The 26187-nt window shown below is 47.1% G+C and carries 27 protein-coding genes and 1 pseudogene; 6 read left to right on the top strand and 22 right to left on the bottom strand.

All coding sequences use genetic code 11. The annotated features are described in order from the left end of the window. Positions 1-58: 58 nt before the first annotated feature. Together EXT46_RS10250 and EXT46_RS10245 are read right to left on the bottom strand one after the other, a co-directional pair. Positions 59-1120 (bottom strand): OmpA family protein, encoded by a 1062-nt coding sequence (locus EXT46_RS10250; protein WP_045979110.1) that lies wholly within the window; start codon positions 1118-1120, stop codon positions 59-61. A 371-nt stretch (positions 1121-1491) separates the two neighbouring features. Further along, positions 1492-2643: a DUF5610 domain-containing protein gene (locus EXT46_RS10245; RefSeq protein ID WP_130147096.1), complete on the bottom strand. Its 1152-nt coding sequence runs from the start codon at positions 2641-2643 to the stop codon at positions 1492-1494. A 195-nt stretch (positions 2644-2838) separates the two neighbouring features. Here EXT46_RS10245 and trmA point away from each other — a divergent pair, with 195 nt between their 5' ends. After that, on the top strand, positions 2839-3936 hold the full coding sequence (trmA, locus tag EXT46_RS10240) for a tRNA (uridine(54)-C5)-methyltransferase TrmA (protein WP_130147094.1): 1098 nt from the start codon (positions 2839-2841) through the stop codon (positions 3934-3936). A 66-nt stretch (positions 3937-4002) separates the two neighbouring features. Here trmA and EXT46_RS10235 read toward each other — a convergent pair whose 3' ends face one another. Genes EXT46_RS10235 through ccoG form a run of 4 tightly spaced genes read right to left on the bottom strand, consistent with a single transcriptional unit; the run spans position 4003 to position 7721 of the window. Next, positions 4003-4635: a thiol:disulfide interchange protein DsbA/DsbL gene (locus EXT46_RS10235; RefSeq protein WP_130147092.1), complete on the bottom strand. Its 633-nt coding sequence runs from the start codon at positions 4633-4635 to the stop codon at positions 4003-4005. Positions 4636-4647: 12 nt separating this feature from the next. Next, positions 4648-5268, bottom strand: coding sequence for a thiol:disulfide interchange protein DsbA/DsbL (locus tag EXT46_RS10230; protein WP_026110942.1), 621 nt, complete (start codon positions 5266-5268; stop codon positions 4648-4650). 40 nt (positions 5269-5308) lie between these two features. Then, on the bottom strand, positions 5309-6286 hold the full coding sequence (locus tag EXT46_RS10225) for a serine/threonine protein kinase (RefSeq protein WP_022943749.1): 978 nt from the start codon (positions 6284-6286) through the stop codon (positions 5309-5311). Between the two features lies 1 nt (position 6287). After that, entirely contained in the window at positions 6288-7721 is a 1434-nt protein-coding gene (gene ccoG / locus EXT46_RS10220; protein ID WP_130147090.1) for a cytochrome c oxidase accessory protein CcoG, read from the bottom strand. Between the two features lie 187 nt (positions 7722-7908). On the opposite strand from ccoG, the gene EXT46_RS10215 reads away from it, so the two are divergent. Next, positions 7909-8250: a hypothetical protein gene (locus tag EXT46_RS10215; protein WP_130147088.1), complete on the top strand. Its 342-nt coding sequence runs from the start codon at positions 7909-7911 to the stop codon at positions 8248-8250. A gap of 45 nt (positions 8251-8295) precedes the next feature. Next, positions 8296-8451, top strand: a complete 156-nt coding sequence (locus tag EXT46_RS10210; RefSeq protein ID WP_240701119.1) for a hypothetical protein — start codon at positions 8296-8298, stop codon at positions 8449-8451. Here EXT46_RS10210 and EXT46_RS10205 read toward each other — a convergent pair. The 13 genes from EXT46_RS10205 to gspC are packed head-to-tail and all read right to left on the bottom strand — an operon-like array spanning position 8448 to position 20362. After that, the gene (locus tag EXT46_RS10205) at positions 8448-9053 is read right to left on the bottom strand and encodes a UPF0149 family protein (RefSeq protein WP_130147084.1); all 606 of its coding nucleotides are present in this window, start codon (positions 9051-9053) and stop codon (positions 8448-8450) included. The genes EXT46_RS10210 and EXT46_RS10205 overlap by 4 nt on opposite strands. Next, on the bottom strand, positions 9053-9817 hold the full coding sequence (locus tag EXT46_RS10200) for a type II secretion system protein N (protein ID WP_130147082.1): 765 nt from the start codon (positions 9815-9817) through the stop codon (positions 9053-9055). The genes EXT46_RS10205 and EXT46_RS10200 overlap by 1 nt, the downstream gene beginning before the upstream one ends. Before the next feature lie 2 nt (positions 9818-9819). After that, entirely contained in the window at positions 9820-10287 is a 468-nt protein-coding gene (locus tag EXT46_RS10195) for a type II secretion system protein M (protein WP_130147080.1), read from the bottom strand. Beyond that, entirely contained in the window at positions 10284-11492 is a 1209-nt protein-coding gene (gene gspL / locus EXT46_RS10190; RefSeq protein WP_053909915.1) for a type II secretion system protein GspL, read from the bottom strand. Before gspL ends, EXT46_RS10195 begins: the two co-directional genes overlap by 4 nt. Further along, on the bottom strand, positions 11489-12487 hold the full coding sequence (gspK, locus tag EXT46_RS10185) for a type II secretion system minor pseudopilin GspK (protein ID WP_022943741.1): 999 nt from the start codon (positions 12485-12487) through the stop codon (positions 11489-11491). The genes gspL and gspK overlap by 4 nt, the downstream gene beginning before the upstream one ends. After that, a complete protein-coding gene (gene gspJ, locus EXT46_RS10180; RefSeq protein WP_130147078.1) occupies positions 12474-13130 on the bottom strand; it encodes a type II secretion system minor pseudopilin GspJ in 657 nt (218 codons plus the stop codon). Before gspJ ends, gspK begins: the two co-directional genes overlap by 14 nt. Then, complete coding sequence (gene gspI, locus EXT46_RS10175; RefSeq protein WP_022943739.1) at positions 13117-13521, bottom strand: type II secretion system minor pseudopilin GspI; 405 nt, start codon at positions 13519-13521, stop codon at positions 13117-13119. The genes gspJ and gspI overlap by 14 nt, the downstream gene beginning before the upstream one ends. Next, entirely contained in the window at positions 13518-14096 is a 579-nt protein-coding gene (gene gspH / locus EXT46_RS10170) for a type II secretion system minor pseudopilin GspH (RefSeq protein ID WP_022943738.1), read from the bottom strand. Before gspH ends, gspI begins: the two co-directional genes overlap by 4 nt. Positions 14097-14101: 5 nt before the next feature. Beyond that, positions 14102-14524 carry a type II secretion system major pseudopilin GspG gene (gspG, locus tag EXT46_RS10165; RefSeq protein WP_026110940.1) on the bottom strand — a complete coding sequence of 141 codons (423 nt, stop codon included), beginning with the start codon at positions 14522-14524 and terminating at the stop codon, positions 14102-14104. Positions 14525-14565: 41 nt separating this feature from the next. After that, on the bottom strand, positions 14566-15798 hold the full coding sequence (gene gspF / locus EXT46_RS10160; protein ID WP_045979098.1) for a type II secretion system inner membrane protein GspF: 1233 nt from the start codon (positions 15796-15798) through the stop codon (positions 14566-14568). Continuing rightward, positions 15798-17294: a type II secretion system ATPase GspE gene (gene gspE / locus EXT46_RS10155; protein ID WP_231658024.1), complete on the bottom strand. Its 1497-nt coding sequence runs from the start codon at positions 17292-17294 to the stop codon at positions 15798-15800. The genes gspF and gspE overlap by 1 nt, the downstream gene beginning before the upstream one ends. 52 nt (positions 17295-17346) lie before the next feature. Beyond that, on the bottom strand, positions 17347-19413 hold the full coding sequence (gspD, locus tag EXT46_RS10150; RefSeq protein WP_130147076.1) for a type II secretion system secretin GspD: 2067 nt from the start codon (positions 19411-19413) through the stop codon (positions 17347-17349). Between the two features lie 22 nt (positions 19414-19435). Then, positions 19436-20362, bottom strand: coding sequence for a type II secretion system protein GspC (gene gspC / locus EXT46_RS10145; RefSeq protein ID WP_022943733.1), 927 nt, complete (start codon positions 20360-20362; stop codon positions 19436-19438). 212 nt (positions 20363-20574) lie between these two features. On the opposite strand from gspC, the gene hslR reads away from it, so the two are divergent. From hslR to EXT46_RS10130, 3 genes are all read left to right on the top strand, one after another. Then, entirely contained in the window at positions 20575-20979 is a 405-nt protein-coding gene (hslR, locus tag EXT46_RS10140; protein WP_022943732.1) for a ribosome-associated heat shock protein Hsp15, read from the top strand. 8 nt (positions 20980-20987) lie between these two features. Next, on the top strand, positions 20988-21833 hold the full coding sequence (gene hslO, locus EXT46_RS10135; protein WP_130147074.1) for an Hsp33 family molecular chaperone HslO: 846 nt from the start codon (positions 20988-20990) through the stop codon (positions 21831-21833). Between the two features lie 263 nt (positions 21834-22096). Then, positions 22097-23635: a phosphoenolpyruvate carboxykinase gene (locus tag EXT46_RS10130; RefSeq protein WP_130147072.1), complete on the top strand. Its 1539-nt coding sequence runs from the start codon at positions 22097-22099 to the stop codon at positions 23633-23635. 53 nt (positions 23636-23688) lie between these two features. Here the strand turns inward: EXT46_RS10130 and envZ are convergent, their stop codons facing one another. From envZ to EXT46_RS10115, 3 genes and pseudogenes are all read right to left on the bottom strand, one after another. Next, positions 23689-24996 (bottom strand): two-component system sensor histidine kinase EnvZ, encoded by a 1308-nt coding sequence (gene envZ / locus EXT46_RS10125; protein WP_022943729.1) that lies wholly within the window; start codon positions 24994-24996, stop codon positions 23689-23691. Beyond that, positions 24997-25716: a two-component system response regulator OmpR gene (gene ompR, locus EXT46_RS10120; RefSeq protein ID WP_022943728.1), complete on the bottom strand. Its 720-nt coding sequence runs from the start codon at positions 25714-25716 to the stop codon at positions 24997-24999. 98 nt (positions 25717-25814) lie between these two features. After that, positions 25815-26156: pseudogene (locus EXT46_RS10115) on the bottom strand (GreA/GreB family elongation factor); the annotation flags it as partial. Positions 26157-26187 lie beyond the last annotated feature (31 nt).

The raw sequence follows: 26187 nt of genomic DNA, 5'->3' as shown, positions 1-26187 counted from the left end.
ATAATTATTTGCAACAAAAAAGCCCAGCATCGCGCTGGGCTTTCTCATCAGTTGATACTTAGTTGCGATTTACTTTTACGCGTTCAGTTACAGAGATATGTGCTTCAACGCGACGGTTTTGCGCATGTGCTTGTGCAGTGTTTGCATCGTTTAACAAGCGCTCTTCACCGAAGCCCACCGTATTGATGCGCGACTCGGCAATGCCGTCGTCGATAAGCTGGTTCGCTACGTGATCGGCACGCTTTTTAGAGAGCGTTTTGTTATAAGCGGCATCACCCACTGCAGAAGCGTGACCTTCCAACAGCACAGTGGTTTTTGGATACTCTTTCATAAAGTCAGCCACTTCTTGAATATCATCAAAGTAACGCTGGTTTACGTCTGAGTTATCATGCGGGAAGCGCACTAACAAGCTCACTTTATCGCCTTTTTCCATGTAACGAGTACAACCGTTCTCATCCACCGCATCGGTCATAGGTGTATTTGCGCAATTATCTCGCGCGTCAATAACGCCATCTTTATCGCTGTCTTTCGGCTCTTCTTTAACTACTGGAGCAACAACAGGCTCTGGCGCCGGCTCTACTTTTTTCGGCTGCGGCTTATCACCAAAGTGATAGCTAAGACCGAGTTTAAGGCCGAAGTCTGAGTGATTTTGGTTCAAGCCTTCGTAGTAATTTGCTTCACCATAGGCAGCCCAGTTATAAGTTAGGTGATGGCGAAAACCCACACCTAGATTTGCCGCATTGAAGTCGTTATAAACATCAAACTTCTTAGCACCCAACACACCATAAACGGTATCGTTAAAGTGGTATAGTACGTCAGCACCATAACGCTCGCCGGTTTTATGATTGTCGGTATTTTCAATATCAAGCTCAAGTGCAGCGAACTCTAGGCGTGCAGTCCAATATTCGTTAAAGCGATAACCCACTTCAACACCTGAGCCAAAAGATTCGCCAATTTCAGTGCCTACAGGCGCACCATCAATACGATCCCAATCGGCCCAGAAATAATCCCCAAAAACACCAATATGGAGGCCTTCTTGCGGGTTTGTTTGTTCGTCAGCCATAACGCCTTGAGTTGCGAAAGCCAGTACAATAGCTGCAGAGAGTGATTTGATTTTCATTGTATCCATCCCATGTTAACGATTATCGAGCACGCGCTTAGCAGTTGTGCGTCACACACCAGATTGAAAAAGCGGCGAATACTGCTTCATAAATCTGAGCTCATTCGATTGTTATTAACTTTATTAGCTGGCATTTCTTGCTCTTATCGTAGCCACATTAATCGATGTGCTCTACGTCGTGGTCCAAGCCAACTGTTCATTTCCACACCCAAAGTGTAGACCGCAGTGAAGCAAAAACAAAAGCTTAGCCCCACTTTGTACTTCAAATTTAAACACAGGTTTGCTGAATAGCTGCTGAGCACCATATTAAAGTACTATGAACTGAATGTAACCAAGGCATTAAAAAAGCACCGAATGGTGCTTTTTGTTTATTACTCGCTGTCATCGCTGGGGGTCGATGGTGAGTCCTTTAACAGCTGCTCCAGCTGCGAGAACATCGCTTTGCTGTAGTCAATAAACTCCTGCACTTTCTCTTGCTCTTTATCTTGATTGAGCCAAAGCATCAACCCCGATAGTTCATTTTGCAGCCCTAAGTCACCGGCCTGCTTGTATGCCTCTTTCAGCGACTCATTGAAAGGTTGCAGCTCTTTGGCAACCTCCTTACCTGGAGCCGTGCGCTCATACTCTCTTATTGCAGCACGAGTTTTAGTTTGTGTCAGATCCATAGAGAAGGCGACTAGCTCTGGGTTATCTAGCTGCAACTCACTGGCTTTATTGAACGCCTCATCATATTGGCCGCTAAAGAAGTCTTCACTTACGCCTTGCAGTTGTGCCATGAAATCATTTACAGCTTGCTGCTCATCTTCATTTAATTCGCCATTAACCGATAACGTGAAGTTTAATTCCTGCTTCTCAAACTGTTCAGATGCATAGCCAGCCCCTTGCTTTTCGCCGGGGGCAAATAAACTGGCTGCCGCACCAGCTTGGTAGTTTTGCGCTAAACTAACGATCACTTCATCGCCTTCAGCGGTAGTAAAGCGATACTCGGCATTATTTTGTAGCTGCATATACTGGGCTTGGCTTACCGCTACACCATTACCAATACTTTGTTCGCCAAAAAGCGATTGCTCAAACTCATTGAGCCCTTCCTCAATACCTTTTTGTGACTGCTCAATGCCGGTTTTAATTTCGTCATTGAGTAGCCCAGCATCTTCAAGCTCACCGTAGGCATCATCAATACCGGTTTGCACGCCTTCGCGCGCTTGCGCCAGCATTTCTTGTAACTTGTCGTCATTGGCGCCATCAGCTTTGGCTTTTTTCACCGCACCTGTGACAAACTGCAGCACATTTTTCACAACCTCTTCGAAGTCAAATAACGGCTTGCTTTGCTGTTTTGGTTGTTCGAGCCCTAACGCTTGCGCCAATTTATCATTCAATACCTTGGCACCCACTTGGCCATAACCCGATGAGTAACTATCAAACCTCGGAGAGTTAATCGCGGGCTGTGCCGGCGCATCACCTTTATTTTTTAAACCAGAACGATTGCTTTGGTTAAAGATATGATTTAAATCGCTAATTTTCATGAGCTAAGGCCCTCCTCTGCAGTGGTTGCCAAGCCTTGGCAGCACACATTCATGAGTCAATTAATATACTACTACCGCTATTATCGGCAGCACGCACAGAAACTGTAGAAATTTTGTGCACTTTATAATGACCGATACTGGACAAACCGTGGCAACTGCCTACAATAGCGGCGCACTTAATAACGAGAGGTTTGCATGCCAGTAATTGATATCGATACCAGCACCTATGACGCGCAGCTAACAGAAAAACAACAACGAATCACGACACAGTTTTCGCGCTTTGGTGTGCAACAGCTTGAAGTGTTTGCTTCGCCGCCGAAGCATTACCGTCAACGTGCTGAGTTTAGAGTATGGCATGATCAGGACGAGCTCTACCACATTATGTTTGACCCCGTGAGCAAAGAGAAGATCCGCGTTGATCACTTTGACCCGGGTGCGCCGCTAATCAATGACCTTATGAGCGCACTTATCAACGAGCTCAAAGATGATGAGTTGATGCGCCGTAAACTGTTTCAAATCGATTACCTCACGACGCTAAGCGGTGAGGCATTGGTGAGCCTGCTTTACCACAAGCCACTCAACGAGCAATGGCTAGCTGGTGCCAAGGAATTACAAGCAAGATTACAAAAACGCTTTAATGTTGAACTCATTGGCCGTGCTCGCAAACAAAAAGAAGTGTTAGGGAATGACTATGTTATTGAGCGCTTGCAGGTAAATGGCCAGCAGTACGTTTATCAGCAAGTAGAAAACAGCTTTACCCAACCCAATGCCAAGGTGAACGAGCTAATGCTGGGCTGGGCTCAAGATGTGTGCGCCCCCTTGAATAATGATTTGCTCGAGCTTTATTGCGGTAATGGTAACTTCTCTGTCGCCTTAGCAGGGTCTTTCAATCGCGTATTGGCCACAGAAATTTCGAAGTCATCGGTTAAATCGGCACAATACAACATCGCTGCTAATAAGGTGACTAACCTCGATATTATTCGTATGAGTAGCGAGGAATTTACCCAAGCTATGCGTCAAGAACGCAGCTTTAGCCGCTTAAAAGACATCGACTTACAAGAGTATAACTGCCAGACCATCTTGGTTGATCCGCCGCGTGCTGGTATGGATGAGCTAACCTGCAAGTTGGTGAGTGAGTATGACAATATTGTCTACATCTCCTGTAACCCAGATACCTTAGAGCGCGACTTAGATAGGCTAGCAAGTACTCATAAGGTAACGCGATTCGCGATTTTTGATCAGTTCCCTTACACCCATCATATTGAATCCGGTGTGTTCCTCACTCGCAAGTAACTGACATTGTTTGCAGAATAAAAAAAACCGCATCATTAAATGCGGTTTTTTTATGTCTTTCTTAACTTATTTTTTCGCAAGAAAGTTAATCAGTGCGGCAATATCTTCAGGATCGGTAACACCTGACTCACGACCTAATAGTAGGCGATATTTACCATTAACAATAAAGGTAGGAACACCGCGTAGGGCCCCTTTTTCTTTAAAGTATTCTTGATCGCGCTGCATCTTCGAGGCTTTAGTGCGAATAGCAAAGCCTTTGAATAGCTTGTCAAACTTGTCGCCATCTACGCCGTTGGCAACAAAAATATCTTTCACATCAGCGACTTCGTTAAACTTAGCGCGCTTGGTGTGGATATGACTGAAGATGGCTGCAATCAGCTTATCTTTTTGCGGCAGCACTTCAGCAGTCGCGAGTGCTTGTGACAGCATATCTTGATTCTCGGTGCTGCGGCCGCCCATGAAGTTAACGTGGCTTTTCTTAAAATCAACATCTTTGCTGAGCTTTGGTTTTACATCCATAAGCAAGCCTTCGTACGCGTTACATGCGGGGCAATAGAAAGAGAAAAACTCTTTCACTTCCGGCTTACGGCTAGCTCTGTCCGAAACCACTTCATAGTGCGTGCCTTCTTCAAACTGTGCCGCAATTGCACTGATAGGCAGCGCTAATGCCATCATGGCTAAAGCAATGAACTTCTTCATCGAGTACTCCGATTATTTTTCTAATAAATAGTTTACGAGCTCGTTTAGCTCTTGTTGCGATGCCACTTTATGCACATGTACTTTGTACTTATCGTTAACGATGAGTGTTGGCACACCGGTCAAAGCACCTAGTTTTGAGTAAGTTGTTTGGTCATCCACGGCTTCTTTCTCACCATTTACAACAGGTTCGCTCGCAGCAAGCATAGCGAAACGTTGGGCATCAATGCCTTGCTCTGCGAGCAACGCTTCCACAGACTCTTGCGTTTGTAATGGCTCGCGTTGACGGTGAATGCTATCGAAAATCGCCTGCGCTACTTCGGCATCTTTACCTTCTTCTTTGGCAACGAGGTAAGCCCGAGTTAAGCGGTTTTGCGCATCTTTATCAATACGTAAGAAGTTTACATGGCTCTTAACTAAAGGCACGCCTTCAGGCAGTGACTCTTCAAGTGCCCCAACAATAGGCTCAAGCTTGAAGCAATGAGGGCAGTAGAAAGAGAAAAATTCGGTTACTTTATCAGCTTCAGACGCTTCAGCTTCAAGTACTTGATAGTGCTCGCCCGCTTTAAAGTCAGCTGCCCAAGCGGCAACAGGTAGGCAAAGTAGTAGTAGTGAATATTTTAAAGTTTTTATCATAGTCATCTCAATGTATACATTAAACATCAAAAGCAGGTGCTTAAGGTAAAAGTTTTAATGGTGGCTCATCTAACGCCGCCAACTGCTCTTTTAAAGCCAGAGTTTGCTGTTCCCAGTATTTGTCTTCAGCGAACCAAGAAAAGTTCCGTTCAAACGCCGGATCTGACCAACGTTTTGCTATCCAGCCCATATAATGCACCATGCGCATGGCTCGCAATGGCTCAATCAATCGCAACTGAGAATGGTCGAAGTCGGCAAACTCTTCATATGCCAGAACCAATGTATCAAGCTGCAGTAACTGATTTTGCCTGTCACCACTGAGCATCATCCATAAATCTTGAATCGCAGGGCCTTGTCGGCTGTCATCAAGGTCAACGAATGTCAGGGTGTTGTCCGCAGACCATAGAATGTTGCCAGCGTGGCAGTCACCATGCAAGCGAATACTCTGCGAACAATCATAAAGTTGTACCGTTTTATCAATAACCTGTTGCAGTACCGTATAAAATGGCAGCGACATGGCTGTGCTCACCAAGTTACTTTGCTGTAAATGAACCTTAGCTTGATGCAAATACTCGTCGCACCCAAGCGTTGGTCGCTGCTCAAAAGCAGACGCTTTAGCCGTTTGGTGCATCCGCCCGATTAAGCGCCCGAGTTGCTCCAACTGATCCAGATTGTCCATTTCAAACTGCCGACCACCCACACTTGGGAACAAGGTAAAACGATAACCTTGATGCTTAAACAGGGTCTTGCCGTTGATTGTCAAAGGTGCCACCACTGGCACCTCAGCATCCATTAATTCTTGAGTGAAGCGGTGCTCTTCCAAAATTTGTGCATCGCTCCAACGCTCTGGGCGATAGAACTTTACAACATAGCGGCGCTTATCCTCCGCCAAAAATTGATACACCCGATTCTCATAGCTATTGAGTGCTAACAACCCCGACTCGGCATACACCTCAACCGAGTCAAGGGCATCTAAAATGGTGTCAGGTGTCAAAGATGCAAAACTAAACTCGCTCACATTAGCGCCCTTTAAAGAAATTGCTGGATTGCTTAAGCTGAGTGTCAGGGCTATCCACTGGGTAAAGCACAAACTCAAATTCGGTCATTGGCTTACGTAAGTCATAAGGGTCAATGATCACCGACAACGGTGCATTGTGGGAGCGCCCCGGCTGTACGGTGAACTCCTGCTCACCAATCACTTGATAATGCTCCAATCCCTGCACTTCGACTCTAAAGCGTTGTTCTTGTTGGGCTTTATTAAGAATCTTTAAGGTATAGGTATTCTCTACCAAGCCTTCCATATTGACCCGATACAGCTGATTCCGATCGCGGATAATGTCTAAGTCCATCGGCACGCGCATCATGATATTGGCCGCCAGCGCACCAATAAGAATAAATAGAATGACTGAATAGCCAATCAGCTTGCCACGAACGGGTTTGGTTTTCTCTGCCGACGCTTCAAGGTTGCGCTCGGTGGTGTAGGAGATAAGCCCGCGTGGATAATTCATTTTATCCATCACGCCATCGCAGGCATCAATACAGGCGCCACAGTTTATGCACTCATACTGCAGGCCGTTACGAATATCGATGCCGGTCGGGCACACTTGCACACACAAGTTACAGTCGATGCAATCGCCTAAACCCAGTTCCTTGGGATCTTGTTTACGCCCACGTGGACCACGTTTCTCACCGCGCTTAGCATCGTAACTGACTGTGAAGGTATCTTTATCAAACATGGCTGATTGAAAACGTGAGTAAGGACAAATATGCAAACACATGATTTCGCGCATCCACCCAGCATTACCGTAGGTGCATAGCGTAAAGACAGCAATACTTAATACCGCATAACCACCGGCTGAAAAGGTAAGAAAGTCAGGCAACAACTCACGAATAGGAGTGAAGTAGCCAACGAAGGTAATAGCGGTATAGAGAGAGAAAAGCAGCCAGCTACCATGCTTGGCTGTTTTACGCCAAAACTTATCAAAGTCCATGGGGCGCTGATCCAACTTTTTACGCTGATTTGCAGTGCCCTCTATCTTCTCTTCGAACCAAATAAAAATAAACGTCCACACGGTTTGCGGGCAGGTATAACCACACCATACCCGGCCGTAAAAGGTGGTCACCAAAAACAGCGCAAAGGCAGCAATCATAAAAATAAACGCGAGAATGGTGAGGTCTTGCGGTAAAAACGTCAGCCCAAAAATGGTGAAGTGCTGGTTCATTAAATCGAATAACACTGCTTGCTGGCCATTATAATTAATCCAAGGAAGTAACATAAAGGCCAACATTCCTACCAGACCAATACGTTGACGCAACAATTGATGGAGGCCTGTTACAGCGCGAACGTAAATGCGGTTACGGGGATTAAATCGATCGCTTTGCGCCGCACTGGGCTTTTCGATCTTCACGTCAGTAGGGATATTTTTTACCTTGATCCGCTGCTCTTTATCCATTGTCTTTCCTCAACGCCACGTTTTTAGGAAGGGGACAGTTAGTTTAACTGCTTAGAGTGCAAGTATATCAATTTAGCGACAAAAATGATGCCTTTGCAGGCATATATGATGGCTTTTGCTTGCTTTTAAAACACAGAGTTTACTAAACTAGGGCTGCGCTCGCAGTTACCTAGATCAAGGTTTAGTTATGAAGAAGTTATTGGTTATTATTTTTGTGGTGTTGGCTTTTTTCACCATAGACCACCCGATAGTAAAAGGCCCCCGGGACAAGCTGTTTAATCAGACCATGTCCGATTTGAGCGCGGCCAGTAAAGTGAACAAAGAAGTCAAAGCCAAACGAGCCCTAGAGCAAATTCGCCAACAAGTACGCTTGACAGACAAACAGGATCAACACTTAGCCTCTGCTTTGAATACCGTCAATGACATGTACGCATGGGAGCGTAAATACTGTTTAAACCGCGAGCTTAATGAATATCTGTTTGGTGATGCTTTGCGCCAAAGCTGCTCGGTCATCGCCAGCACCCACTAAGTTATGGATTTCTCGTCACTGACCAAAAAGCAAACCCAGTCGTTTGTGCAGCAAAAAAAATTGCTACAGCAACTGTCTAAAGGTCAAGAGGTGCGCTGCGAGCACTGCCATGGAAAAGTCACCCTCGCTCTGGGTGAGCCGGGCTATGCGAGCGCACGGTGCGAAAAGGGCTGTACCGACGTGCTATTACAGCTATCCTAGCCGTCCCATTCTTGCTCATCATCAAACAAGCCACTTTGCACCGCGACAAGCTCAATCAGCTCAGCAAAGCCGAGGCTAAAGTCAGCCATCATATCAAACAAGACTTCGGCAAACTGTTGCTCGCTCTGCCCACTTTGTGCCGCTTGTGCGCAAAATGCTTGCTGCTCACTGAACAAACTCAGTACGGTCACAGCTTGCAGCAACATTTCGCGACTGTCATCATCCACCGCCTGCGCCGTTAGCAACGGCTCAATATAGTAGCTGACCCCAATCGCAAACCCTTGGCTCCACAGAAGTATAGGTGCATCATTGGCAAAGTTATGCTGCCAAGGCAGACGCAGTTGTACAACCTTACGCAGGTTGAACCCCTCACTATAAACTTGATCGCTCACCTGTTGCTGCGTATTCATTAACGCAAATAACACGCTCTCATCGCTCTTCGCGGCTTGCTCGCCCAATACATCGACCAACCATTGCTCTGGTTCGATAGGTTGAGGGGCGCACACAAGGGCAAACAAGTAGCCTTGCAGCTGCACAAAGTCCATTGCGTGGTCATGTTCATCCAAGTATTTTTGCAGTTGTTGCTGCACACTGTCGGTCATTAGAAGTTGATCCTATAACGCCCATCACTGGTTTGGTTGCCAAGGAACTGTACAGCATCATGCACATCCTTAGGTAGACTCGCATCCGGTTTTACAAAACCACTTGCTGTAAGTTGACTACGCTCGTTAAGGCCCGCATCAACTTGCAGCCCAAGGCGATTCTCTTTATCAACCTTCACGCTAATGCCGCCGTTTTTACAGGCTAACTGCCCTTCTAATTCACCAATACTAAACCAGCCATTGCGCCCTTTCACAGTGATATCTGGTGAGCTAATTTCGCCAGCGAGAACTTGGCAGTGCGGCTGACCCAATTGATATTGTGCAATATCAACAAAAATCCGCCCCCGCGCTTGAGTGGGAATAGGTAGTTGTACTTGTGCCAATGCCTGCTCTATACGAATACGGGCATTAGCGTCAGTAACCGTTAAGTCCTTCTCAAACAACCCATAATTAATCACTCCACCCGCAGAGAGCTCTTCAGGGTTACGTTTATTACCTAAGGTGACATCCACTTGCGCTTTACCTGTTAGTAATGCCCAGGCATTTACTTGCCACTGCGCTTTGCTCAGGTATTGACCTTGATAGCGCACACCATTTATTTGTCCTTGCCAGATGGTTCCGCTCGCTGGCCCTAGCTGTAATCCTGGCGGCAATTGCTTAGCCGCCAAATTAAGCGCGATAGAGGCGGGAAATAAAGCCACAGCAAAGATAATAAAAGATAGTAAAAATAAGCTTCCCAGAGCGAATGCTTTCTTCACAGACATAGTTACTCCAATACAATGCGGCTAACGCGCACATGCCCAGGCTTTTGGTCTTGCGACAGTTCAATATTGGCGATGCTAACGCCGTGATTGTTCACCAACTCGTCAAGCCAAGCTAACAACTGGTTGAATGGCACACTGTCGATGTTTACCCGTAAGCCATCCCCGCTAGGCTGCATACGGCTGATCGCAATTTGATATCGGCCCCGGGTGCGGTTGACGATTTGCGTCACATTTTTGCCACCGGTGTTGGTAACGGCACCTTTTGCTTTGAGCTTGACCACACTTTGCTGCACAAATTGCAGCAACTCTTGTTGTTTTAGCTGGTCTTGCTTGGCGTCTTCAATGGCATTATTCAACGGCCGATAAACCACCATGACAAAGAAGAACACCACAAATACCGCACCAGCAATTAAGAGTAAGCGCTGCTCTTGCGGCTTTAAGGACTGCCAATAATTAGTGAGTGCGCTCATTGTGCTCCCCTTATTCTTAACTCGCCGATGACACTTTCTCCATCGTTATTGAGTGAGCCTTGCTCAACATCTAAACCGCGCTGCTCGAGTTTGGCTTTTACCTGCCCAAAACTTTGGAAATCTTGCCCTCGAGCCCCTACGCGTAGCTCATTGCGACGTTGGTCAAAGCGTAATGTTTGCGGCACAAACTGTTTGCTTTGTTGCACCACATCGGCAAAATCTTGTAGTAATAATAAAAATTGAGCGCTCGGACCTTGGCCACTTTCTTTCAAAGCACCGTTAATCTGGCTCCGTAATAAATGAGGACGCACTTTAGTGCCTGGGAAAGCACGTTCATAAGTGCTGATCACCTGAGCCTTGGTTGCTTCAGCTTGGCTACTATAGTGATAAAGCTGCGCGCCTTTAACCCCAAGCATAAAGACCAAGGTCACCGCTGCTGCCACCATCGCCGGGCGCCAAGTTTTTAACCAGCCATAGCTTTGCTTTTTATAAGCAAATTCGCCTTGGCGAAGATCGATTGGCGACGAGGCTGTGGCGAACATCGCCAAAGGTAACTCAAACTTCTCTTCATGTACTTCGGTGGCTATCTGCTCACTGTGATAACCAGGCAACGGGCTATACAAGTCTAAGGTTTGTACGCCAACGGCACTTAAAAAGGCTTCGGCCCACTGTGGCTCTAGCTGTGCGCCATGCCACGCTCCATAGCGCACCAAAAAGCTATGCTCATTGACAGCCATCGCTGTAGCTCGCTGTGGCTGAGGCTCTGGTAATAACAGGGCGTCAGTGTGAATATGCTCAACAAGCAATTGCGCATCGCTCAATACTGATAGCCAATTTTGCAACCATTGACGGTTCACCAAAGCAACCTGAATGAAGTGCTGCTCGCCATCACTGTGCGCCTGGCCGTGAGCGATAAACAAGCTGTCGACATCAACGGCAACCTGCTCCTCAATCATATAAGGAAGCGCTTGCTCTAGCTTGCGGCTCCACTTAGTCGGCAATTGCACGCGGTGACATTGCACCTGAGCACTGGGTAACACTAAGGTGCACTCACGGTTATGTGCTTTCGTTGCTAGCTGCTCTAATTCATTGGCATCATGTAGTTGACCACTGCCAATAATTTCATTTTCACTGCGGTTATAGACCAGCCAATGTATGGGCTGATCGGGGCGCTCGCCCACGTGGATCAGTAAGGACTCTCTCACTGCACGCCTCCAAATTTTCGCGCCAAAATAGTTACGTTGTTTTTATCTGCTTGTAGTAATGACGTCATAGTAAACTCGAAATCAACGAAGGTAGCGGTGGTTTGTAATTGAAAGTACTCGCTTTTCAACACAAAACGCTCATCATCTGCCTTCACATCCTGTCCGCCTTGTTTTTTTACTTCTGTGGTGAACTCATTGAGCTCATCGAATCCTTCGTCGGGACGAGCGGCAATCACCGCCTGCGCACCTGACTCACTGAGACCATTGACCATCGCTGCCAGTAACAGCGCCTGATCTTCAGTAATGGTATTGACGTTAATAGAAAACAGCTCGTCATCAGGAATAACGCACACATAGGGCGCTATTTTCTGCATGACTAAGGGGTTAAAGCCCTTCACTAAACGCAGCTCTGAAATATCGGCGAAGAAGTTATTGGCGGTTAAGTAAGGCACATCACGTGACAAATACTCATCTTCTTCAGCACCTGAACGCATGGTAATACTGTCTTCGTCAAGCCAATCAAAGACACTGTCAGCCATGGCCTCTTCCGACTCTTGCGCAGGCAACTCCTCAACTTCTTTGAGCAAGGCTAGCAGCGCCTTGTGCGCAGGATTTGATTTAACAAAGCCGCCTTCAGCAGCACTGGGCTCAGCGCGCAAAGCATTTAAGTTTAAGCACGTTTGTAAGTCCCTTATCGCACCACTAATGGTGCCGTTTTCCACCGGATAAGGAGTGTCAGCGGCGAGTGCCCAAGGTTGTTGTAAATGCATTTTATCGGGCTCTTTTTCAATACTTTCCCGCAACACTTTTTGTGCCAGCGCTTCCGCTGCATAGGCATACCATTTCGCCTGGCGGAAATCGTCTAAATTCGTAGACTTTTGCACTTGCACCATTAAATTGATGCTCATTTGTGCCGCTATAGTCGTCGCCAAGGCGACAATAAACAACACGATAACCAGCGCTGCACCACGAGCTGACTGTTTACTTTTCGCCACTTTTTGCCTCCTTGCCTTGCCCTGCAAGTAAAAACAAACGTTTAATTGGCTCCCGGTCTTTTAGCGTCAGCTCAATAGATACCGCTTTGGGTAATCCCTCTTGTTGCCACTGTGGCAGCCATGGCTGCTCGCCTTTACTGTCATAAAATTCAAAAGTGAGCTCTTGCACCCCCTCCAACAGCACTTGCACACGTGGCTCTGTACTATCTAACTGATCGACATAGAGTCGATATAGCCGCTCTAGCCGCTCCTCTTGTACCCGATATGCCACAGCTTGCAATTCACTGCGCGGTAATAGGTAGCCGGGGTTTGTCCAGCCGCTGCGCACAAAGCCGATACCATCAAACTCGCTATCGAATAAATAACGTTCGTGCATCAGGAATTGCTCTTGCGTATCACCCGCCTCGTTGCGCACTTTACGTTTAGTGATCTGGCTAAAGTCTTGCTCTAGCATACGAAATACGTTTTGTAGCCGTGAGAGCTCATCCAAGGTTTGCTCTGACGCTTCCTTGGTGCGTGTGGTTACGTCCAAAATCTGATGGGTTGCGCCGATAATAAACACCATCACAGCCAACGCGACCAACACCTCGACTAAGGTAAAACCGCCTTCGCCCGCATTGTGACAGCCATTAGCGCCGGCCATTGCTTTTGGCCTCTTTATCGATATAGGTGGACAGGGTGTAAGCAAACTGCTCGTATTGCTCATCGGTGTACACCTCGATATCCACTTTTACAAAGCTACTGTCCGCCGTGCGCGTGACTTTTTGCTGCCAATACCAGGTTTGTCCAGCCAACTCGACTTTGCCTTTATGGTTATTTTTAGCAGCCCACTTGTCACCTTGAGCACGAATTTCAACTAACTGGTTTTCTGCCACCCAAGACGCATAGGTTTGCTCTTCGATGGTACTTAAGTGATTAATATGCTCGCCGCTGATTTGCATCGCCGCGATGCCAGCCATGGCGCATATACTTAAGGCCACCATCACTTCCAACAACGTAAAGCCCTGATACCGCCAACCTCTGCCTCGATTCATGGCCACTGCTCTCTATCAAGTGCAACAGGAGCCATAAACTCACCGGTAATAGTGTAGGGCATAAGCTCTTCTTCACGGCTATCCACGGCCAACGCCAGCTCAAACGGGCTGACCTCTCCAGAGGAAAGGATCATCACTTGCGGGATTTTCATTTTTTCCAGCTCAAGGAAGTCCTCTTCATCGACCCCTAAAAGCTGCTGCCAGTCGACGGCATTGAGCAGGCTATCTTGCGCCCATGGCAAATCTTCTTGATTCAGGGTCAACTCAAAAGGCGGTTCGAATTGCTTGCCTTTCAGTACTCCTTCGGCATCTTCCAATGGCCGCCATTCCTGCTCAGCATAGGTTAAAAACTCATAGCCATTATCGGCAACATACAGCCCTAATTGACGCTGATTTAAAATGGCGTACTCAGAGGCATAATTAATACTGGTTTGCAGCGCGAGGGCGTGTTGCTCGAGCTCATCCTCATGTGAGTCATCGATGCTGTATACCACGAGGTTAGCGGTAAAAGCGATGATCGCTAAAACCACTAAAATCTCGATTAAACTAAAGCCACGATGACGAGCAACTGCCATACAAATTAACGCTCTTCTTCGTCCCAGTTACCAATATCGTCCTCAGTACCCGCTTCACCGTCCGGACCCATTGAAAATACGTCAATCTTACCGACTTCTCCGGGGTAAATAAGCTGATACGGATTACCCCATGGATCTTCTGGTAAGTTCTCTATGAAACCACCATCAGGGAAACGTTTTGGCACCGGTTCAATACTTGTTTTGGTCACCAAAGCTTCAAGACCTTGCTCCGTGGTTGGATAGGTCTTATTTTTTAATTTATACAGGCTCAATGCATCTTCAAGCTGTTGAATATCTAGCTTTGCTTTGTCTAATGCGGCCTCTTCCTGTTGCCCCATAATGTTGGGTGCCACAATTGACATGATCATGCCAATAATGACCAGAACTACCATCACTTCTAATAATGAAAAACCAGATTGCTTTCTCACTGTCATTACCTCTAATTGCTTAAATCCATCTGCGCCTTAGCTTATAAGCCAATGGCCTTGTTCATCGCCATAATCGGTTGCAATATGGCCATTACGATAAATAACACGATAATAGCCATGGTTGCTATCATCGCGGGTTCCAAAAGTTTAAGTGACACATTGACCATGGTCTCAAACTCACGATCTTGGTTGTCGGCGGCGCGCTCTAACATTTGCTCTAACTCGCCTGACTTCTCACCACTGGCTATCATATGTAGCATCATGGGCGGGAAAAGCTTAGTTTGCTCAAGCGCCGCACGAAGGCTAGCCCCTTCACTGACTCGGGTAGCCGCCTCGGCAACGGCCGCTTTAATCTTCTCGTTGGCAAGCACATGACCTGAAATTTTCATACCCTCAAGCAGCGGCACAGCACTGGAAGAAAGAATGCTTAGGGTACGAGCAAAACGCGCAGTATTTAAGCCCCGACTCACTTTGCCGATACCGGGTAAGGTCAGCAACTTGCTGTCATACCAAAAGCGAATATTGGGCTTTTTCAGCGCTTGCTTAATACCGACTGTAAGCAACACAAATACTGCGATGCACACAAACCAATAGTTTTGCACGAAGTGGCTGGCGGCCATCACCCACTCGGTGGTCCAAGGTAAAGCTTGCTTTGACTTTTCAAAGGTTTTCAATATCTTGGGCACCACAGTTCCCAGAAGAATGGAAACAATGGCCACGGCAAAAATCACCAAAATGATAGGGTATACCATGGCCTGGGTAATCTGTGAGCGCATGTGTTGACGTTGCTCGGTGTAATCCGCTAAGCGGTTTAAAACCTGGTCTAGATGCCCTGATTTTTCACCTGCTGAGACCATCGCCCGATACAGATTATCAAACACGTGAGGAAACTCCGCGAGGCCATCGGCTAGGGTGTAACCCTCAACTACCTTCGAGCGTACCGCCATCAACATTTTCTTCAGGCGCGGCTTCTCACATTGCTCGGCCACGGCCATGACCGCAGCTTCAACTGGCAAAGCGGATTGAATAAGGGTGGCAAGCTGACGGGTAATAAGGGCAAGATCTGACGTCGATATTTTCGCTTTAAATACGTTGCCTAATAAGCCTTTATTGGCAGCACTGGCCTTTTCTTGGGAAGCAGCTAGTTCCACGGCAACAGGCATCAGTCCTTTGTCACGCAATTGCTGACGTATTTGCTTTGCCGTATCGGCCTCTAAAAGGCCTTTTTTTTCTTTGCCTCGCCCATCTAACGCGCGATATTCAAATGCCGCCACTATTGCTCCTCACGGGTAACCCGTAACACTTCTTCCAAAGTCGTTTTTCCAGCAAGAACTCTAGAGCAGCCATCTTGGCGAATACTTGGGCTGTGCTGACGCACATATTTCTCAACCATTTGCTCGCCATGGCCGTTATGAATCAGCTCACGAATATGGTCGTCCACCACTAATAACTCATGAATACCGGTACGCCCTTTATAACCGTTATAGTTACATTCTTCACAGCCTTGGGCGCGATAGATAGTGGGTGGGTTTTCAGCGGGCACACCCAATAGCTGGCATTCACTTTCATCTGCTTCATGGGCCTGCTTACAATTATTACACAAGGTGCGCACTAAACGTTGAGACAAGACTCCTAACAGCGACGAGGACAATAAGAAAGGTTCTACCCCCATATCTTCCATACGGGTGATCGCCCCGGCTGCGGTGTTGGTGTGCAAAGTTGACAGTACTAAGTGACCGGTGAGTGACGCCTGAACACCAATTTGCGCGGTTTCTAAATCACGGATTTCACCTACCATCACCACATCTGGATCTTGACGCAAAATAGCTCGCAGACCGCGCGCAAACGTCATATCCACTTTCGGATTGACCTGAGTTTGGCCGATACCGGGGATCTCGTACTCAACAGGATCTTCAACAGTGAGGATATTGCGGTCTCGGCTATTAATAGCCGTCATTCCGGCATACAGGGTGGTACTTTTACCCGAACCTGTTGGGCCGGTTACGAGAATAATGCCATGGGGTTTACGAATGAGCTCCGCAAACAGTTCTTGGTTGCGTCGCGTCATTCCCAGGTCTTGTAAATCAAGGCGGGCATTGTTTTTATCAAGTAGACGCAGCACCACCCGCTCACCAAAGCTTGATGGCATCGTTGACACCCGCACGTCAACCGCGCGCCCAGCAATGCGTAGGCTGATACGACCATCTTGAGGAACACGCTTTTCAGCAATATCCAGTTTAGCCATAACTTTAATACGCGATACGAGCAGCGAAGCTAGCTTGCGATTAGGCTTGAGCACTTCTTTGAGCACGCCATCGACGCGAAAACGAATCACAAGCTCTTGCTCGAAGGTTTCGATATGGATATCCGATGCACCCTCTTTGATAGCCTCGCCCAACATGGCGTTAATCAGCTTGATAATCGGCGCATCATCGTCAGCAGCAAGCAGGTCTTCGGTTTGCGGTAGCTCCTCGGCGAGAGAGAATAAATCGGCCTCATTGCCGATATCTTCCATTAACTGCTGGGTTTCCGAACTATCGCGTTGATAGGCCGCCTCAAGGACGAGTTCGAATTTGTCCTCCGGCAACCGCTCTACGCTAAACCCTCGGCCTGCGAAGCGGCGCACCTCCAACATAACCTGAGGCTCTAAATCATGGCTATGGTAAAGCAGTAACGTCTCATCATGCTCCACCAATAGCACTTGAAAGCGGCGCGCAAAGGCAAATGGCAGTCGCAGCGGCGCTGTGGCAACGGTTTCTGATACCTCCATCAGCGCTTCGTCAGTGACGGGCACCTCGGCGCTGCTTTGGGCGGCGATTTGCTCAGTCATTGTCTCGCTCAGCCTTATTTTGCTCTTTCAGATACTCTTCATAGGTAGGTGGCAATACAAGCGCGTCATTCCACTCAGGGAGTAATGGCACTTGCTCGGTTGGCATCAAGTCGATACCGTCATCGCTTTGTTTGAGCTGCTCACCACGGATAAATTTATATTTACTGTGGCTCAAACGGTTCATGCTCTCAATATCGCGTAAAATTGTGGGCCGAATAAAGACGATAAGATTGCGTTTACGCTTTGACGTACTGGTGGATTTAAATAAGTGGCCAAGCACAGGAATATCACCGAGTAACGGTACTTTAGAGACACTTTCTTGGACATCTTCATCGATAAGACCGCCGAGCACAACCATACCACCATCGTCGGCTAGCACTGTGGTGGTAATGGCACGTTTGTTAATGGAAATATCCACCGCCGTTGAACCCGCGACATTCGATACTTCTTGTTCAATGGTTAGCTGCACTGCCGAGCCATCGTTTATTTGCGGTGTTACTTTAAGCTTCACACCCACTTCCTGACGATCAACAGTCTGGAATGGGTTTTCATTGTTACTGCCGGTCGACGAGCCGGTAATAATGGGTACTTCTTGGCCGACAATCATCGACGCTTCTTCATTATCCATCGTAGTAATCGAAGGGGTCGCCAAAATATTCGAATTCGTGTCATTAGAAACGGCTTGGACTATCGCGCCCCAGTCATTCTTAACGATACCCATGGCTAAGCCATTGATTCCACCTAAAAGGGTACCAAGAGGACCTAAATCACCTTCTATCGTTTCTTCAAACTCACTGGCATTACCGGTTTCATCACCTACCACAGTGCGTTTTACGGTTTTATCACGGGCTTGCTCTGCTGCCACTGCCAGTGAGCCAACGGGCACGGTAGTGCCGTTGTTAAACTGCAACATGCCACCTTGTTCGGTGATCCATTGCAAACCAAAGTTAACACCATCGCCTTCAGAAACCTCAACAATAATGGCTTCTACCAAGACTTGCGCACGGCGAATATCTAATCGTTCAATCACTTTTTCAAGTGAGCGCATCATGTCGGGTTGGGCGGTAATCACCAAGGAGTTCGACGCCTCGTGCGCTTCAATGCTGATGTCATCACTGCCGCGACGTGTGGTGCGCGCAGCATTACCATTGCCTTGCTGCTCTTCTTTTAAAGACTTACTAACCCCCTGTAATACCTTAACCAGCTCATCTGATTTAGCGTAATTAAGGTAGAATACTTTGGTATTTCCGGTTGTCTCTAGCTCGTTATCTAAGCGCTTGACTAATTCAATGGCGCGCGTGCGGGCCTGCCCTTCACCACTAACAATCACACTGTTGGTACGCTCATCTGCAACGACCCGAGGGATCAAAAAGTCGGGGACGCTGCCTTTGCCATTGTCTTTAAAAATATTATCGACAACAGACACCACATCAGAGGCCGTGGCGTGTTTCAGACGCACAATATCAACACGTTTATCACCGGCTTGGTCAACCAAACGAATAATTTCTACTAGGCGGTTGACCGACTCGGCATGGCCGGTCAGCATCATGACGTTAGAAGGGTTAAAGTTGGTAACATGGCCGCCATCTTTTTGGTCACTAAACTGACGGATCAGTGGACCCAACTCTTGGACGGTTACATTTTTCACTCGCACAACCCGAGTTACCAGCATATCACCGCCCATGCCGTCATCTTCGCCGATGACCGGCACATTAGACTTTTTCGCGTCTGAGCTTTTCTCTACTTTAATGATACCACTTGGCATTTCCACAGCAGCATAGCCGTGCACTTCGAGAACGTTGAGGAAGAATTGATAGTACAGCTGTTCATCCATGAGCTCGTAGCTACGCACATTAATTTTGCCACGTACATTGGGGTCAATGATCACCGTCTTATTAAGGTTTTTACCAACGATATTGATAAATTCGTTGATATCTGTGCCCTTAAAATTTGCCGCATATTCGACTGCGTATAGATTTAAACTTACCCCAGCGGCGAAAAGTAGCGCGCCATACTTGGCAAGCCCTTTTATTATTTTTGTGCGAAATTTCGCGCCCATTGTTCTTACTCCAAACGTGTGATTATTGCAGGCTAAATTGCACATCGAACAGTTGCCCGTTGCGGTTCACGGTAATAGATGCGTCGGTGCTATTGCGCAGCTCTTGCAATGCTGCCATGGCTTGTTTCATATCGGTTAGCTGATAACCATTTATAGCAATGGCGATGTCATTATTTTCAAGGCCCATTTGTTTAAATAGGGCCGGATCTTTTCCAGGGCTTAATTTATACCCTTGTAGACGACCTTGGTTACGTGCCGGAGTGATGCGTAGATACTCCGATAACTTTCCTGGGTCGGCAAGAATTTGTTTGCGTGTTTGCTGTAGAGCTTGCTTGGCCTCGGCACTGGCTGTGGCATTAATGGTTTTCGCCTTACCGGCACTCGCTTTGGGGGCATTATCAGCTTGTGGCCGACTTGCTGGCACAGGCATAGATACGGTTTTAGTGAAGCTCAAGCCGTCAAGCATCAGTGTTTCAAAGCGCCCACCGACATCCAAAATAGCTCGATCAGGAAGTACTTTTGCCAGTTTAGCGCGTGTTCCTTTGATGACATCATCAATACCGTAGGTCTCTTGGCGCCCTTGGGATTCAATAATGGCGAGCCCGGCGGTTTTGTCGTTGGTAGCTGCTACTACGCCGGTTAGGTTTATGCTTAGACGTGTTTCAGGGGCGTCGCTGATAACTTCCTGTTTAGGTTCAGCTTGCTCGACAGCGGCGGCATCACCGAACAAATTAACTGAACGGATGGCGGCAATATTTGCTCGCTCTGCGCCTTTGTTTGCTTGGCTCACAGGCGGCATCACCGTGCTTGCTTGCGGTTGTGGCCATACCAGCCAAAGCAACCCAGCGGCTAGATAACCACAATACAACACCGCAACCAGCACGATAGTGGCCACGATTTTTTTCTGTGGAAGCTGCTTAAGCCATTGTTGTAGTTGGGCTGAATCCAAAACTCTATACTATTATTATTGTAGTCGTTAACGCCACATAGTACATCTATCACTGAGTGACAACAAGCACACCATGTAGCATTAATGTAAAAACATGTAGCCTAGTATAACCTCCGCGCAAGACAGCAATATGACAGCGTTCTGTGCTTTTTTTGGTCGTTGTGTTGTGCTAAATTTCGCCCTTAACTTAGAGAAAATAGTACCGAGGTAAAGTGAGCAAGTCAGCAGCGAACGAACACAGCGAATCTGTGCGCTTAGACAAATGGTTGTGGGCCGTGCGCCTGTACAAAACTCGTGCCATAGCACGAGAAATGGTGCAAGGGGGTAAGGTCCATTATAACGGTCAACGTTGCAAGCCTAGTCGTCAGGTCGAAGTGGGAGCGAGTATCCGCCTTGCTCAAGGCTTCGATGAAAAACATATTAAAGTGCTTAAACTACTTGAAAAGCGTGTGGGTGCCCCCATTGCTCTGACCTGCTACGAAGAAACCGAGCAAAGTAAGTTAAAACGCGAAGAAAATGCCATTGCGCGTAAAAACAATGCCTTCTTTGCGCCACACCCTAATCAGAAACCGGACAAAAAGCAGCGCCGTGAACTGATTAAGATGAAAGCCAAATAGAGAAACTCATGCAAAACGATTTATTACACCGTTATATTTTTGAGCAACACGATGTTCGTGGTGAGCTCGTTCAAGTAAGCGATGCTTTCGCGCAAGTGATCAAAGACCGCGACTACCCTGACGCCGTAAAAAAGCTCTTGGGCGAGCTATTCGTAACCACTTCGTTGTTGACTGCGACACTCAAGTTTCAAGGCCATATTAATGTGCAAATCCAAGGTGATGGACCCGTAAAGTTTGCAGCCATCAACGGCGATCATGAGCAAAACCTGCGCGGTGTCGCTCGCATGCAAGGTGAAGTAAAAGGAGATGGGTTACTGGCGCTGATGGGTAAAGGTCATATGATTATTACTATCACCCCAATCAAAGGCGAACGCTATCAAGGGATTGTGCCGCTAGAGCATGACAGCTTAGCTAAATGCGTGGAACAATATTTTGCTCAATCTGAGCAACTAAAAACACGGATGTGGTTCGCCACGGATATCAGCCCTGGTCAAGAACGTGCAGCGGGCCTTTTCCTGCAAGTGCTTCCCGTCAACCAAGACAAAGCGACTGCTGATTTTAGTCATTTAGAGACGCTCAGCGATACAGTAACCGAAGACGAGTTATTAAATTTAGATGCACACACCGTATTGACTCGCTTGTACCATGAAGACAACCCTAAACTGTTCGAGCCACAGCCAGTGCAGTTTAAATGTACCTGTAGTCGCGAGAAAACCATCGATGCACTCGTTAATGTCGGCAAAGATGAATTACTTGCTGACGTACAGGCGAATGGCGAAATTGTTATTAACTGTCATTATTGCCTCAGTGAATACCGCTTTAACGAAGAGCAAATTAAAGCAATCTTCAATTAATTAAGCGTTCATTCATTTAAAAAGCTCGAGTACGAAAAACTCGAGCTTTTTTGTGTAAAATAATGACACCGGTATCATAAAATTTTGCTTTTTTATGACACCGGTATCACTGAAATTATTCACGTTTTTTCATATAAAACCGCCATTTTTAGGGCTTTCACTGCTCGTATACAAGCAAACCTTCTGTTACTATAAAATCCATAAAGCACTCTCACACAGCTTTAGATTAACCCGTTCAACCTCTCACAATTTTAGGTAAAAAAATGACTTCAAGCGCTACTCGTTTTGTTGATCTTACAACCGCAGAACTGATCGAGCAGGCAGTTCGTCGCGGCGAAGGTACTCTAGCCGCTAACGGTGCATTTGTTGCTAAAACAGGCCGTCGCACTGGTCGCTCTCCTCAAGATCGCTTTATCGTAAAAGAATCAAGCACTGAAAATGATATTCAGTGGGGCAATGTTAACCGCCCATTCGATGCTGATAAATTTAATGCGTTGTGGGAACGTGTGGAAAACCACGTTGCTGAAAACGATCACTTTGTCTCTCACTTAGAAGTAGGCGCTGATCCAGAGCATTATTTACCTATTGTTGTCACTACAGAAACTGCATGGCACCACGTGTTCGCGAAAAATATGTTCATTGAGCCAAAGCAGTTCAATGCCGCGAATTTACCGCAATGGCAGATTTTGAATGTACCTTCATTCGTATGCGATCCAGAGCGCGATGGCACTAATAGTGACGGTACTGTGATCATTAACTTTGCTGAGCGAAAAGTGTTACTTGCTGGTATGCACTATGCTGGTGAAATGAAGAAGTCGATGTTCTCAGTACAGAACTTCTTACTGCCAGGGAAAGGTGTTTTACCTATGCACTGCTCTGCAAACGTGGGTGAGAATGGCGATACCGCCTTGTTCTTTGGCCTTTCAGGCACGGGTAAAACCACCCTGTCTGCCGATCCCAGTCGTTTCTTGATTGGCGATGATGAGCACGGTTGGGCGCCTGGTAGCGTCTTCAATATTGAAGGCGGTTGTTACGCCAAGTGTATCGACTTATCGCAAAAGAACGAGCCGGTTATTTGGGATGCTATTCGCTTTGGTACTATTTTAGAGAACGTGGTACTAGACGACACCCGTACGCCTGATTACAGCGATGCTAGCTTGACGCAAAATACCCGTGCCGCTTACCCACTAGAGCACATTGCCAAGCGCAAAGAAGAAAATCGCGCCGGCGAACCAAAAGCCGTGGTGTTTTTAACTTGTGATGTGAGCGGTGTATTACCACCAGTATCAGTATTAAGTGAAGAAGCTGCAGCATACCACTTCTTAAGTGGCTACACCGCTAAAGTAGGCTCAACAGAAATTGGCTCAACGTCTGATATTGAATCTACTTTCTCAACCTGTTTCGGCGCGCCATTCTTCCCTCGCCCAGCGGGTGTTTATGCGGAACTATTAATGAAGCGCGTGCGTGAGTTCGGCGCTAAAGTATACTTGGTTAACACTGGTTGGACAGGCGGTCCTTACGGTATTGGTAAGCGTTTTGATATCCCAACCACGCGTGCTGTAGTTGATGCGATTGTGTCAGGCAACTTAGCCGATGTAGAGACCCAACATATCGATGTATTAAACCTAGACGTGCCGGTGGCGGTACCTGGTGTCGACACTGAGGTACTGAACCCTATCAACACCTGGGCTGATAAAGGCAAATACAACGAATACGCGAAGAAACTCGCAGACGATTTTAATCAGAACTTCGCTAAATACGATGTTTCTGATGCGATTAAACAAGCCGGCCCGCAAAGCTAAGGGCTGCTGTTTATACTTAGCCATTGCGCTGAGAATTCAATCCCACGCCAGCATTACGCTGGCGTTTTTATTGGTAAGTATATAGTTGCACACAAGCCGCCCTGTTCACGGTTCTTGAGCTCAACCTTGCCATTGTGCATAGTAACGATACGCTTAATAATCGCCAGCCCTAAACCGCTGCCTTCACTGCCTCGTGCCTGATCACCTTGGGTAAAAGGCGCGAACACCTTCTCCAGCTCAGATTCAGGGATGCCAGGCCCTTTATCTAACACACTGACACAGACGTATTTCTTGCGCGCACAAAAGTGAGTATTCACCTCTATGCTGTCATCAGAATAGCGCAAGGCATTCTCTATCATATTGGTGAGTACACGCTTGATTGCCACACAACTTATCGGCACATTGGGAAGGCTGGGGTTCAAAGTGAGTGTGATATCTCGGCCATGCTGTTGCTCAGCATGGACCACCTCTTCAACCAAAGCGTTGAGATCTTCAGGTTGGTTATCCCCTTTGTCATGGTGGCGTAGATATTCAATGAACTGATCAATGATTGCGTTCATATCTTCTATATCGTGAATAATACCTTCGCGCAGATAGTCCTCATCATCAGACATCATTTCAGTGGCTAGGCGAATACGGGTCAACGGCGTTCGCAAGTCATGTGATACCCCAGCCATTAATAAGCGCCGATCTTGCTCTAGCGCAGCAATGCTACGCGACATCTGATTGAAGGCTCGCGTTACCTCAACCATTTCAGTCGAACCTTGCTCATCAACAACGGTGCTAAAGTCGCCTTTACTCACCTTCATCGCCGCTTCTTGGAGTGCTTTGAGTGGGCGGTTTAGGTGCCGCGCAAATAACCACCCTCCCAGCACACTGAGAAAGCCAATACTGGTTAGGTAGAAGGTTAAAAACTCAATATTGGCTTCGGTGAAGCCAGATAGTGGCACCCGCACCCAGTATCCTGGAGCCTGAGGCGGTTCTATCCAATACACCAATGGATTAGTTTGACTAATACGCACACGGGCCGAGCCATTAAGCTGTTCCGACATAATGTTGGAGAGCATTGAATATTCACGAGCTTGCCCTAGCCCGTTAATGTAAGCCTCGCGCTGGGTGAGTAACTCGATTCCTGTTTCTTCTAAGAAGCGTTTCGACACTTCATCACTGACCTCGACGCCATCATCGACACCAATGAATACCGTTTTCACCTGCTTTGCGAGCATGATATTCACTTGCTCGATGGTCGGCTTGACCACGTAGAAGCTCACCGCAACATAGGACACCACTTGGTTTATAAGTAGCAAAGCACCAACTAAAAATACCGTTTGCCCAAATGCGCTTTTGGGAAATAAGCTCATTTACTTGTTGCCGTCGGGCACAAATACATAGCCCAGTCCCCATACTGTTTGAATATAACGAGGGTTCGCGGCATCGGCTTCGATCATCCGTCTTAAACGTGATACTTGCACATCGATACTGCGCTCCAAAGCGCTGTAATCACGGCCTCTAGCCAAGTTCATAAGCTTATCGCGGCTCAGTGGTTCACGTGGGTGTGAAACGAGGGCTTTCAGCACCGCGAACTCACCACTGGTCAGTGAAATAACCTCATCCCCTTGAGTCATTTCTCGCGTCGCCAGATTTAGCGCAAAATCACCGAACTTAACTAAGTTTTCTTCTGATGAAGGCGCACCAGGCACTTCTTTAGCGCGACGACGCAAAATAGCCTTCACTCGAGCCAATAGTTCGCGTGGGTTAAACGGTTTAGGAATGTAATCGTCAGCACCTAACTCGAGGCCAATAATGCGGTCAACCTCATCACCCTTGGCGGTCAACATCACGATAGGGATTTCATTTTCTTTTTGTCGCAAACGACGACAAATTGAAAGGCCATCTTCGCCGGGCAACATTAAGTCTAAAACCATCAAATGAAAGTTTTCTCGTTCTAATAGCTTATCCATTTGTTCGGCATTGGCGGCGCTGCGTACGATAAATCCTTGCTCAACTAGATAGCGCTCCAAAAGGCTGCGTAAGCGCATGTCATCATCGACAACGAGGATTTTTGTTGTTTCCTGTCCCATTATTTTTCTTTTCGTTGTTTTTCCTCCATTAACTATATTCGAAATAGCGGGCAGGGGAAATGTACAACACCAATTAGATTGTTACATTTGTTGTCGGCCTAACTATCGTCACTGCGATAGTGAATGTCGTTGATGTACCAAAGTTTGCGCCCTGTCGGGGTAGATACCCAGGCTTCATCGTCAACCTGCTTTTTTAACAACGCTCGTGCCATTGGTGCATCGATTGAGATGACAGTCTTGCTCTCATAAATTTCATCTGGACCGACAATTTGAAAGCGTAACACTTCGCCTTGTTCATCTTCCACTTCGACATAGGCGCCAAAAAATACTTTTCCTTCTTGCTGAGGGCTGTAATCAACAACTTGAAGGTCTTCTAAGCGCTTACGCAAGTAGCGCACGCGCCTGTCTATTTCCCTCAGACGCTTTTTATTATACTGATATTATTACCCCTACCAATTTCATACTTTTTCT

This window comes from Pseudoalteromonas sp. CO325X, assembly GCF_004208955.1.
Lineage (GTDB): Bacteria > Pseudomonadota > Gammaproteobacteria > Enterobacterales > Alteromonadaceae > Pseudoalteromonas > Pseudoalteromonas ruthenica.
This window is presented reverse-complemented; position numbering and strand designations above follow the sequence as displayed.